This window comes from Sphingobium xenophagum, from assembly GCF_031457465.1.
In the GTDB taxonomy this organism is placed as follows: Bacteria; Pseudomonadota; Alphaproteobacteria; order Sphingomonadales; family Sphingomonadaceae; genus Sphingobium; species Sphingobium xenophagum_A.
In genome coordinates this window covers 1-12,063 of sequence record NZ_JAVDWV010000008.1, presented here as the reverse complement: position 1 = coordinate 12,063, position 12,063 = coordinate 1, and the positions used below count along the sequence as shown (strand labels likewise).

Annotated in this window: 7 protein-coding genes, 1 tRNA gene and 2 rRNA genes; 5 read left to right on the top strand and 5 right to left on the bottom strand. The window is 64.4% G+C overall.

The window, feature by feature from the left end; genetic code table 11:
- Window positions 1-2 precede the first annotated feature (2 nt).
- Window positions 3-3,446 (top strand): chromosome segregation SMC family protein, encoded by a 3,444-nt coding sequence (locus J2W40_RS09460; protein WP_310223961.1) that lies wholly within the window; start codon window positions 3-5, stop codon window positions 3,444-3,446.
- A gap of 2 nt (window positions 3,447-3,448) precedes the next feature.
- On the opposite strand, the gene J2W40_RS09455 is transcribed toward J2W40_RS09460, so the two are convergent.
- Window positions 3,449-4,918 carry a phospholipase D-like domain-containing protein gene (locus J2W40_RS09455; protein WP_310223959.1) on the bottom strand — a complete coding sequence of 490 codons (1,470 nt, stop codon included), beginning with the start codon at window positions 4,916-4,918 and terminating at the stop codon, window positions 3,449-3,451.
- Window positions 4,915-5,817: a 4-hydroxybenzoate octaprenyltransferase gene (gene ubiA / locus J2W40_RS09450; protein ID WP_310223957.1), complete on the bottom strand. Its 903-nt coding sequence runs from the start codon at window positions 5,815-5,817 to the stop codon at window positions 4,915-4,917. The genes J2W40_RS09455 and ubiA overlap by 4 nt, the downstream gene beginning before the upstream one ends.
- Window positions 5,818-5,911: 94 nt before the next feature.
- Between ubiA and J2W40_RS09445 the strand changes: the two genes are divergently transcribed.
- The 4 genes from J2W40_RS09445 to guaA all read left to right on the top strand — a co-directional run bounded on the left by J2W40_RS09445 (window position 5,912) and on the right by guaA (window position 11,023).
- The gene (locus J2W40_RS09445) at window positions 5,912-6,658 is read left to right on the top strand and encodes a 16S rRNA (uracil(1498)-N(3))-methyltransferase (protein ID WP_310223955.1); all 747 of its coding nucleotides are present in this window, start codon (window positions 5,912-5,914) and stop codon (window positions 6,656-6,658) included.
- Window positions 6,659-6,756: 98 nt separating this feature from the next.
- A complete protein-coding gene (locus tag J2W40_RS09440; RefSeq protein WP_310223953.1) occupies window positions 6,757-8,130 on the top strand; it encodes a glutamate--cysteine ligase in 1,374 nt (457 codons plus the stop codon).
- A 36-nt stretch (window positions 8,131-8,166) separates the two neighbouring features.
- Window positions 8,167-9,420, top strand: coding sequence for a TCR/Tet family MFS transporter (locus J2W40_RS09435; RefSeq protein ID WP_310223952.1), 1,254 nt, complete (start codon window positions 8,167-8,169; stop codon window positions 9,418-9,420).
- 43 nt (window positions 9,421-9,463) lie between these two features.
- Complete coding sequence (guaA, locus tag J2W40_RS09430; RefSeq protein ID WP_310223950.1) at window positions 9,464-11,023, top strand: glutamine-hydrolyzing GMP synthase; 1,560 nt, start codon at window positions 9,464-9,466, stop codon at window positions 11,021-11,023.
- Between the two features lie 458 nt (window positions 11,024-11,481).
- On the opposite strand, the gene J2W40_RS09425 is transcribed toward guaA, so the two are convergent.
- From J2W40_RS09425 to J2W40_RS09415, 3 genes are all read right to left on the bottom strand, one after another.
- Window positions 11,482-11,558, bottom strand: a tRNA-Met gene (locus J2W40_RS09425).
- Window positions 11,559-11,665: 107 nt separating this feature from the next.
- Window positions 11,666-11,780, bottom strand: a 5S ribosomal RNA gene (gene rrf / locus J2W40_RS09420).
- A gap of 194 nt (window positions 11,781-11,974) precedes the next feature.
- A 23S ribosomal RNA gene (locus J2W40_RS09415) occupies window positions 11,975-12,063 on the bottom strand; the annotation flags it as partial.

Below are 12,063 nucleotides of genomic sequence, written 5' to 3'. Positions count from 1 at the left end.
CCGTGCAGATAAAGCGGCTCAAACTCTCCGGCTTCAAAAGCTTCGTCGATGCGACCGAATTGCGGATCGAACCCGGCCTGACGGGCATTGTCGGCCCCAATGGCTGCGGTAAATCCAACCTGCTGGAAGCCATCCGTTGGGTGATGGGCGAATCAAGTGCCCGGTCGATGCGCGGCGGCGGCATGGAAGATGTGATCTTCGCAGGCACCGCGACCCGGCCGCAGCGCGATTTCGCGCAAGTGTCGCTGCTGACGGTGCAGGAACAGGGCGAATTGTTCAGCGCCGTCGATGTCGGCGCGGATGGCGAACTGGAAGTCACCCGCCGGATCGAGCGCGGCGCGGGCAGCGCCTATCGCGCCAATGGCAAGGATGTCCGCGCGCGTGACGTGGCGCTGATCTTCGCCGATGCCGCCACCGGGCCGCATAGCCCGGCGCTGGTCAGCCAGGGGCGGATCGCCGCCGTGATCGCCGCCCGGCCGCAGGAACGGCGCGCGATGCTGGAGGAAGCGGCGGGGATTGCGGGCCTGCATGTCCGGCGCAAGGATGCCGAACAGAAATTGCGCGCTGCCGAAGCGAATCTGGCGCGGCTCGACGAAATATTGATCGACATGGACGCGCGGGCCAACAGCCTGCGGCGGCAAGCGCGGGCGGCCGAACGCTATATTCGCCTGTCCGACCAGATCCGGGTGGCCGAGGCGCGCGTTTTGTTTGCGCGCTGGCGCGAGGCCAATGCCAGCGCGGAAGCCGCCCGCGCCGACGCGAAACAAGCCGATCATGGCGTGCACGTCGCGCAGCAAGCGCAAGGGGCGGCCGTAGCCCAAGCGCAGGAAGCAGTAGCCCTGTTGGCGGACAAGCGTGCCGACGCTCAGCAGGCGCGCGAGGATGCCAGCGAAGCGGGGCATAGGCTTCAGACATTGCGGACGCAGCGCGATGCGGTGGTGCGACGTTTGCAGGATCTCCTACAGCAAAGCGTACGACTGGAAGAGGATCGGGCGCGGGAAGGCACGTTAGCTAATGACGCGGCCGAGGCGATTGCGCGACTGACGGCGGAGATTGGTACGCTCAAGGCGCGGATCGCCGAGACCGAGACATTGCGGCCCGATTTTGCGGCACGGATCGCGGCTGCCGAGAGTGGCGCGCGTGATGCCGAGCTGGAACTGGCCAAGGCGATGGCGAAGCAGGCGGGCGAGCAGGCTGAACTGCGCGTCGCGGAAGCCGCGCTGGTGGCCGCGCGCACCCGGTTGGAGCGGGCGGAGCGCGAGGCGTCTCGCCTGGCCGCCGAAACGGCGGCGCTACCCGATGCGGCACCGTTGGAGGCGCAACGCGCCGAGGCGGTTGCCCGACAAAAGCAGGCAGGCCTGGATCGGGATGCGGCCGAGGTGGCGATCCGCGAGGCAGAAACGGCGCGTCAGTCCGCCAGCGAGACGCGGGCGTTAGCGCAGGCGGCCCTGTCGTCCGCGCGTGCGGGACTGGCGGCGCTGGACAGTGAAGCGGTGGCGTTGCGTCGTGCCGTCGATAGCGGTTCGGGCGGGCGCGCGCGGGCGCTGGACCAAGTGAAAGCTGCGCCCGGTTATGAACGCGCCTTGGCTGCTGCCTTGGGCGATGATTTGGAAAGCCCTATCGCCCCGCAAGGCAAGCGCCGCTGGGCGGGGGCGCAGGCGCAGTCCGATGATCCGGCGCTGCCTGATGGCTGCGAGTCACTTGCCGACCATATCAGCGCGCCGCCCGAACTGGCGCGCCGCCTGGCCCAGATTGGTTTTGCCGAGCAGGATGCGGGGCAGATGTTGCGCGTTGGCCAGCGGTTGGTCACACGCGACGGGCAGATGCGGCGGTGGGACGGCTATGTCGCCATCGAAGGCGGCGCGGCGGCGGCCGAACGGTTGATCCGGCTCAACCGGCTGGAGGCGATCATGGCGGCTCGGCCCGCGATTGCGGCCGAGGTGGATGCGGCCCAGGACGCAGAGCAGGCCGCGCGGGCATCCGAACAGGCGGCGAGCGATGCACTGGCGGCGGGACGCACGCGACTGACCCAGGCGGAGCAGCAGCAGCGCGCCGCGCTACGTACAGCCGACGAGGCGACGACGGCGCTGGAGCGCCTGTCGGGACGGCGCGAAGGGATAGAGGAGCGGCTGATCGAAGCCCGGCGTGATTGCGACTCCGCGCGAGCCGAGCTGGATATGGCGCAGGCCGCGCGCACGGCGATGCCCGATGGGGCGGATACGCGGGCGCTGGTCGCCGCACTGACGCAGGCGAGCGAGAAGGCACGCGCGGCCGTTAGCCAATTGCAGGCCGACCAAGCCTTGGCCGATCGCGCACTATCGAGCGACCGCGAACGGCAGGCGGCGGCAGAAGCGGAAATCAAGAGCTGGCGCGGACGGGCGGGCGAAGCGGCCAAGCGCATTGCGGCGATGGTCGCGCGCGGGGAGGCGATCGCTACCGAACGCACGACGATCGAGGATCAGCCCGACGACTTGGCGCAGGCCATCGCCGCATTGGATGATCAGGGCGTGGCACTGGCGGAGGCCGCCGAAGCAGCGCGGCGCGCGGAATATGAGGCGGAAGCGACGCTGCGCACCGCCGAAAATCGCGCAGCGCAGGCGGGCGAAGTGCTAGCCGCAGCGCGCGAGGCACGCGCCACGGCCGTCGCCCGCGCGGAAGCCGCAGATGAAAAGCGCATCGAAACCAATCGGCTTTCGGGCGAGCGGTTCGAATGTCCGCCGCCATTGCTGCCGGAGAAGCTGGGTTTTGCCAGCGCCGACATCCGCATCGCCCAGACCGAACAGGCCGAGCATGACCGCTTCGTCGCCGAGCGCGAACGCATCGGCCCGGTCAATCTGGTCGCGGCGCAGGAACTGGGCGAGCTGGAAGCCAGCCAAGCGGCCAGCCGCGCGGAGAGCGAAGAATTGACGCAAGCCATCCACCGGCTGCGCGGATCGATCGGCAGCCTCAATCGCGAAGGACGGCAACGGCTGGTCGCCGCGTTCGAGGCAGTCGACGGCCATTTCCGTCGCCTTTTCACCACGCTGTTCAACGGCGGACAGGCGCATCTGGAACTGATCGACAGCGACGATCCGCTGGAGGCGGGGCTGGAAATCATGGCCCAACCGCCGGGCAAGAAGCTGGCCGCGCTGACTTTGCTATCGGGCGGCGAACAGGCTTTGACGGCGGTGGCGCTGATCTTCGGCCTGTTCCTGACCAACCCCGCGCCCATCTGCGTGCTGGACGAAGTCGATGCGCCGCTGGATGATGCCAATGTCGAGCGCTTCTGCGATCTACTCGACGCGATGGTCGCGCAGACCCAGACCCGCTATCTGATCGTCACCCACAATGCCGTCAGCATGGCGCGGATGCACCGTCTGTTCGGCGTCACCATGGTCGAACAGGGGGTCAGTCGCCTGGTGTCGGTCAACCTTCAGAGCGCGGAGGCCTTGCTGGCGGCGGAGTAGACCTAGCTCCTGCCGAACCAGCCCTTCATCCGGCGGAACAGGCCGCGTTCGCTGATCGATTCGAACATTTCTTCGGGGCCTTCGGGGTCGAGCACTTCATGATCGGCGAGCCAAGTCTGGACGTCGTTCAGGTCCGGGGTGACATAGGGGCGTAGCGTCCGCCCCGGCTTCTGGCGCATTTCCTCGATACCCGCGACCAGCCCGCGTTCCGCGATCACGGCGGCGACGCGCTCGACCGGCATGTCGAGATGTTCGGCGATCAGGTCGTTGCGAATGGCCAATATACGGTCCTGTCGCCCGGCATTGGCGGGCAGGATCGTGTCGATCGTCACGTCGCATTCGGTGTCGAGCCGCATCGACCGGTTGTTCATGTTGGAGGAGCCGACCCGGATCAGCCGATCATCGACGATCAAGATCTTGGCATGGATGTAGATGGGCACGCCGCGCGTGGTGAAGGCGTGATAGATGCGGAAGCGGCCATGGGTATCGCGCGCCTTGAGCGCTTCGTAGAGGCGGGCACGGGCCGTATCCATCGCCTGCTGTTCCAGCCAGCCATCGGCCTGTTCCGGGTTGACGATAACGATATCCGGGCCATCGGGTTCAGCCAGCCGCTTGGCGATCGCCTCGGCGATGCGGCGGGAGGCGAAATACTGGCTTTCGGCATAGATGCAGCGTTTGGCCGCCGCGATCTGGTGGCAATAGAGGCTTTCAATCTCGGTCACGCCATCCTGATCGTCCATTTGCGGCGCGGATCGGGAAATGGCGACCTCCACGCCTTCAAATTGCACGGACAGCCGATCAGGCCAGCAATCCTCGCCGTCCTCCACCGGTTCCAGATCATCACCGCCCGCCATCTTCCAGCGCATGCGCGCATGGGCGCCGAGCGCGGCGGCGACCGGCCCGGCCAGGGCCGTGGTCGCATCATGCCACGGGCCATAGGGCGAACCGTCGGGATGATGACGCCCGGCTTCATCGTCGCGATGATGGCGCGTGTCCCAGCGATCGCCGGTCATGTCGATGCCGCCGCAAAAGGCGAAACAATCGTCGATTACCACGATCTTCTGATGATGGGAGGCCGCAGGCGGATGATGCCCATCCAGCTTCACCGTGACGCGCGGATGGGCCATCCATTTGAGCGTGGTGAAGAGGTTGACGGGACTGACCATCGACTTCATCGCGCCGACATCCCAGCGCAGCAGGAAGATTTCGAGGTCGGGCGAGCGATTGACCAGCCAACTGATGAAATCACCGATGATGGCGGGCGCGCCGTCCTTGACCTCATCTTCGCGAACAAGGCTGATCGCGGCATCGAAATCCCAGCCGATGAGCATGATCCGCTTGCGCGCCTTGAGCATCGCAGCGCGAGCATGGCGAAAATAGGTATCCGCGTCGATGATGACACTGGCGCGGGTGGCTGTCGCGATCTTCCAGCAATCGTCGCCGGGCACCGGCCCCGTCGAATGCGCGCTCATGCGCTGCCCACCACGAGGCAGGCAAGGAACATCAGCAGCCCGGCAAAACGATTGGAACGGAACTTGGCAAGCGGGTCGATGCCATCATCCCGCAAGGTCACGACCTGCCAAAGAAGATGCGCGGCGATGGGGAGCAATGCGACGAGCGCAAGAGCGTAGGGCCGCACCTGCCAGATGGCGATCGCCCACAGAGCCAGCGCCAGCCCATAGCAGAGCGCGACGCCCATGCGGACATGCCGCCCCATCGACAAGGCACTGGAACCGATCCCGATCAGCGCGTCATCCTCCCGATCCTGCAGCGCATAGATGGTGTCATAGCCCACCACCCAGAAAATGGTTCCCGCATAAAGCAACAGGCCAGCCATGGTCAGCGTACCGGCCACTTCGCTCCAACCGACCAAGGCCGCCCAGGAAAAGACGAGACCCAGCCAGATTTGCGGCCAGCCGGTAATCCGCTTCATGAAAGGATAGGCCGCGACCAGCGCGAGCGAGGTCAAGGCTATGACCTGCGCATAGGGCCGCAATTGCAACAGCACGACAAGCCCTACCGCACAAAGGACCAGCAGCCAGAGCCATGCGGTTCTGAGCGAGATCGCGCCGCTGGCAAGCGGGCGCGAGGCGGTGCGGGCGACCTTGGCGTCAAGATCGCGATCGACGATATCATTGAACACGCACCCCGCGCCGCGCATCGCAATGCTGCCGAGCAGAAACCACAGGATCAGCGGCCAGCGCACAAAAGCACCGCCCGCCAGCGCCACCGACCAGGCCCCCGGCCAGAGAAGCAGCCACCAGCCGATCGGCCGGTCGAATCGGGCGAGCAGCGCGAGGGCGCGCGGCGTGTCCGGCAGACGCGACAAAAGGCCGCGCGCTTGGGTGTCGGGGACGATGCTACTGCTCACACTATCTCCGTTTCGCCACTGATCGCGGGGCGCATCTCGACTTGCCTTGATAGGAACGGCATTAGGGGCCGCATTGCCATACGGAAAGACCGAAATGACCGCCACCCCCGCCTGGCCACCGCAAAGCGCCCCGCGCCTGCATGTCGAAACCCAGTTGGGCGAAGGCGTGGTGGTGCCGGTGGATGGTAATCCGGCCCATTATCTGATCGCCGTCATGCGGGTGAAGCCCGATGACATCGTGCTGCTGTTCGACGGCCGGTCGGGCGAATGGGCCGCGCGCGCGCGCGACATCCGCAAGCGCGATCTGGTGCTGGAATGTGTGGCGCAGACCAAGGGGCCGGAGACGGTGCCCGATTTCTGGCTGTGCTGCGCGCCGATCAAGAAGGGGCGCATCGACCTGATCGCGGAAAAAGCGTGCGAATTGGGGGTGGCAAAGCTGCAGCCCGTGCTGACTCGCCGCGCAGTGGTGGACAAGCTCAACCTCGACCGGCTGCACGCCCATTTGGTCGAAGCCGCCGAACAATGCGGGCGCACTGCGCTGCCCGAACTTGCCGCCATGGTGAAGCTCGATGCGCTGCTGCGCGATTGGCCCAGCGATCGCTGTCTTTTCTTCGCTGATGAAACCGGCGGCACGCCTCTGACGGAGGCCTTTGCCGCACATCCGGGCGCAGCGGCCTTCCTGATCGGACCGGAGGGCGGATTTGATCCCACTGAGCGCGAGGCGATCCGCGCCCACCCCCAGGCCGTGCCGGTTTCGCTTGGTCCTAGAATCCTGCGCGCGGAAACGGCTGCTATCGCCGCTACGGCGGCGTGGATGACGATCAATGGCGACTGGAAATAGTTTCATTTCGCTATTGGATTGAACCGGACGGACACAAAGCCTATCTGATCGACGCCCGCATTGTTTGACGGGCAGAGGGGAAGCAGTAAGGGCGGGGCATGAGCACCAGAACCGACTCAGGGGAGCATGATCCCATCATCGAAAGCCGCGACCAATTGATCGCGGCCTTTGCCAAAGGTGAAAAACCCAAGGACCGCTGGCGCATCGGCACCGAGCATGAGAAATTCGTCTATAGCCGCAAGGATCATCACGCCCCTTCCTATGAGGAAAAGGGCGGCATCCACACGCTGCTGATCGGCCTGACCCGCTATGGCTGGAATCCGGTGTTCGAGGGCGAGAATATCATCGCGCTGTCGGGGGCCGATGGCACGATCAGCCTGGAACCGGCAGGGCAACTGGAACTGTCGGGCGCGCCGCTCGACAATCTGCACCAGACCTGCGCTGAAACCGGACGACATCTGGAACAGGTGAAATATGTCGGCGATATGCTGGGGCTGGGATTTCTCGGCCTTGGCATGTGGCCCGACAAGACGCGCGCTGAGCTGCCGATCATGCCCAAGGGGCGTTACGAGATCATGCTGCGGCACATGCCGCGCGTGGGGTCGCTGGGCCTCGACATGATGTTGCGCACCTGCACCATCCAGACCAATCTGGATTATGGCAGCGAAGCGGACATGGCGCAGAAATTCCGCGTCTCGCTGGCCTTGCAGCCGCTGGCAACCGCGCTGTTCGCCAATTCGCCCTTTACCGAGGGCAAGCCCAACGGGTTCCTCTCCTATCGCAGCCATATCTGGTCGGATACCGACCCCAAGCGCACCGGCATGCTGCCCTTCGTGTTCGAGGATGGCTTTGGTTATGAACGCTATGCCGATTATGCGCTCGACGTGCCGATGTATTTCGTCTTTCGCGACGGCAAATATATTGATGCGTCAGGGCTGAGTTTCCGCGACTTCCTCGACGGAAAACTTAGCGTCCTGCCCGGCGAAAAGCCCACCGAGAAGGATTGGGAAGATCATCTCTCCACCGCCTTCCCCGAAGTGCGGCTGAAAAGTTTTCTCGAAATGCGCGGTGCCGATGGCGGTCCGTGGGGCCGCATCTGTGCGCTGCCCGCCTTGTGGGTCGGCCTGCTCTATGACCAGGGCGCGCTCGATGCGGCGTGGGATCTGGTCAAGGATTGGAGCATGGAGGATCGGCAGGTCTTGCGCGATTCCGTGCCGCGGCTCGGCCTGGACGCGCCAGTCGGCAAGGGCCGCACCTTGCGCGACATTGCGCGGCCCGCGCTTGATATTGCGCGATCGGGCCTGGCGGCGCGCGGGCGGCTCAATGCAGCGGGCGACAATGAGACGGGTTATCTTTCCGCGCTGGAAGATGTCGTCTCATCGGGCAAGACCCACGCCGAACGGCTTCTCGATCGCTATCATGGCGAATGGGGCGGCGATGTCAGCAAAGTCTATGCCGAGGAAAGCTTCTAGACTTTTTATCGGCCTGGACTGATTAGCGGGGCGGTCATGTCCGCCCCGCCCGCCCCTGCACGCACCGCTGCGATCATCTTCATCCTTGTGACGGCGTGGCTCGACGTCATGTCGATGGGCATCGTCATTCCGGTACTGCCCCAGTTGATCGAGCAGCTGTCCGGCGCGACCAGCGCGGCGGGCCTGTGGAACGGGCTGTTCGTGGCGCTGTGGGCGGGGATGCAATTTCTCTGCTCGCCGGTGATCGGGTCATTGTCCGACCGGTTCGGGCGGCGGCCCGTCATTCTGGTGTCGGTCTGCGGGCTGGCGCTCGATTATGTGCTGATGGCGCTCGCGCCGAGCTTATGGTGGCTGGCGGTGGGGCGCATCCTCGCCGGGATCACCTCGTCCAGCTTCACCTCGGTCTTTGCCTATATGGCCGACATCACCGCGCCCGAAGATCGCGCCAGGGGCTATGGCCTCATCGGCGCGGCGTTCAGCGGCGGTTTCGTCGCCGGACCGCTCATTGGCGGCGTGCTGGGGGATATCTCGCTGCGCGCGCCTTTCTGGGCGGCAGCGGGCCTGTCGGGCCTCGCCTTCCTCTACGGCCTGATCGTGCTGCCCGAATCGCTGCCGCGCGACAAGCGCATGGCGTTCAGCTGGCGGCGCGCCAATCCGTTCGGCGCGCTCCGGCTGCTGCGGTCGCACCCCGAACTGTCCAGCCTCGCGACCGTCAATTTCCTGCTCTATTTCGCCCATCACCTGTTTTCGGCGGTATTCGTTCTCTATGCGGGCGACCGCTATGGCTGGGGCGCATGGCAGGTCGGCACCCTGCTGGCGCTCGTCGGCTTGATGGACATGGGGGTACAGGGGTTGCTCGTCGGGCCAGTGGTCAAGCGGCTGGGCGATCGGACCACGATGGTCGTCGGCCTGTCGTTCGGCGCGGTCGGCATTGCGGCGATGGGCCTGGCGCCGACGGGATGGCTGTTCGTCGCCGCCATGCTGCCCAACGCGCTCTGGGGCCTGGCCATGCCCACCCTCCAGTCGCTCATGACCCGGCGCGTGTCCGAAAGCGAACAAGGCCAGTTGCAGGGCGCGAACAACAGCGTCTCCAGCATTGCGGGCATCGCCTCGCCGCTCTTCTTCGGCGCGGTCTACTCCGCCTCGGTCGGCACCGCGCCGATCCTGCCCTTCATCGGCAGCGCCTTCCTGATCGCCGCCGCCGTTCTGGCCGGTGGCGCGCTGCTGGGATGGACCGCAGGGCGCGGCGCGCGCGCACCTGTGCTGGACAAGAACGCAACAGGACAGTAACCGGACGCGAATCCCTATCCCTCGGACTGACAAAGGCGATTCTATGACGCTGCCCCTTCAGGATTCCATCCTTATCGTGGACTTCGGCAGCCAGGTGACCCAGCTCATCGCCCGGCGCGTGCGCGAAGCCGGCGTCTATTCCGAGATCGCCCCCTTCAACAGCGCCGACGAGGCCTTTGCCCGGATGCAGCCCAAGGGCGTGATCCTGTCGGGCGGGCCATCGTCGGTCATGTGGGAGGATAGCCCCCGCGCACCGCAGGCGATCTTCGACGCGGGCGTGCCGGTGCTGGGCATCTGCTATGGCCAGCAGACGATGATGCAGCAATTGGGCGGCAATGTCGAAGGCGGCGAGAGCGGCGAATTCGGCCGTGCCTTCATCGAGGTCAAGAAGAGCTGCGCACTGTTCGACGGCCTGTGGAGCGAGGGCGAGCGCCATCAGGTGTGGATGAGCCATGGCGACAAGGTGACGCAGCTCGCCCCCGGTTTCGAGGTCGTGGCGACCAGCGAAGGCGCGCCCTTCGCCGTCACCGCGAACGAGGCCAAGCGCTTCTACGCCACCCAATTCCATCCCGAAGTCGTCCACACCCCGGACGGCGGCAAGCTGCTCGCCAATTTCGTGCGCCATGTCTGCGGTCTGGCGGGCGACTGGACGATGGCGGAATTCCGCGCGACCAAGATCGCCGATATCCGCGCACAGGTGGGCGAAGGCCGCGTCATTTGCGGCCTGTCCGGCGGCGTCGACAGCGCGGTGGCGGCGGTGCTGATCCACGAAGCGATCGGCGACCAATTGACCTGCGTCTTTGTCGACCACGGCCTGATGCGGCTGGGCGAAGCCGAACAGGTGGTCAGCCTGTTCCGCGAACATTATGGCATCAAACTGGTCCATGTGGAGGCCGAAGCCCGCTTCCTGGGCGGCCTGGCGGGCCTGACCGACCCCGAAAAGAAGCGCAAATTCATCGGCGGCGAATTCATCGCCGTGTTCGAGGAGGAAGCCGCGAAGATCGGCGGCGCGGATTTCCTGGCGCAAGGGACGCTTTATCCCGACGTTATCGAAAGCGTCAGCTTCACCGGCGGGCCTTCGGTCACGATCAAGTCGCATCATAATGTCGGCGGCCTGCCCGACCGCATGAACATGAAGCTGGTCGAACCCTTACGCGAACTCTTCAAGGACGAAGTCCGCGTGCTGGGCAAGGAACTGGGCCTCCCCGACATTTTCGTTGGCCGCCATCCCTTCCCCGGCCCCGGCCTTGCCATCCGCATCCCCGGCGAAGTGACCAAGGAGCGCTGCGACATTTTGCGCAAGGCCGACGCGGTCTATCTGGAGGAAATCCGCAATGCAGGCCTCTATGATGCGATCTGGCAGGCCTTCGCCGTGCTGTTGCCGGTGCGGACCGTCGGCGTCATGGGCGACCTGCGTACCTATGACAGCGTCTGCGCCCTGCGCGCCGTCACCTCGACCGACGGCATGACCGCCGACATCTACCCCTTCGACGCCGCCTTCTTGAGCCGCGTCGCAACCCGCATCATCAACGAGGTCAAGGGCATCAACCGCGTCGTCTACGACTATACCAGCAAGCCCCCCGGCACGATCGAGTGGGAATGATTTAGGCCCGCATGCGCGCCGCCGAATTCACTTCGGGTTACGGCCTAAGGCACTGAACACAAAATGAATTCCTCCTATGCCTATCGACATCTATCGGTGGACATAGTTTGCATTCAGCGGTCTCGCTGACGAGCCTCGTCCCCGAATTGGCCGGCAGTACATTCTTCTACGAACACGTTGTCCCGTTGGCAGCTTCTGTTGGACGTCTGGCCTGTAGCTTACGGGACGGCGCGTTGCGTGGGGTGATCGGGGGCGGTTACGAGAAGAGGCGACGACGAGAGCAAGCGCTTCGAGGCGGCTGAGATTATCCGTTCGCTCATCGACGCGATCATATTGGTCCCTGAAGGCGGCGAACTCAAGATCGACGTGCGCGGCGATCTGGCGGGTATTCTCTCGATAGCGGCAGAACGCAAAAAACCGCCTCAAGGGCGGGCGTTCGTTTTTGTGTTTTTGTGTGTTGGTTGCGGGAGTAGGATTTGAACCTACGACCTTCAGGTTATGAGCCTGACGAGCTACCGGGCTGCTCCATCCCGCGACACTGGTTGCCCCTTGTTTGTGGGGTAACGCAAAAAAGGCGGCTTTGGGGCCGCCTTTATCTTGACAAGGTGAATGGGTTTTTTCTGATTTTGCGCGAGCTTCAATGCCTGGCGACGCCCTACTCTTCCAGTGCTTGAGCAATAGTACCATCGGCGCAGACTGGTTTCACGGCCGAGTTCGGGATGGGATCGGGTGGGTCACAGACGCTATGGTCACCAAGCAATGAAGCTGGCGCAAAATCAGGGTTTATAATCGATACCGTGCACGTTTAAGCATTTTACTTGGAAAATGCGTCAGCAGACACATTTTGTGTGTATGTGATTTCTGGCTGGCTTAAGAACCACGCCATCTAATCCGAGCGACTGTTGCCAGTGCTGTCATTGATGGTGGGACTCTGCGGTTCACAAGTGAACCGTTTAAGCGCGAACAGAGCAATTAGGACTGGTTAGCTTCATGGATTACTCCACTTCCACATCCAGCCTATCAACGTCGTGGTCTACGAC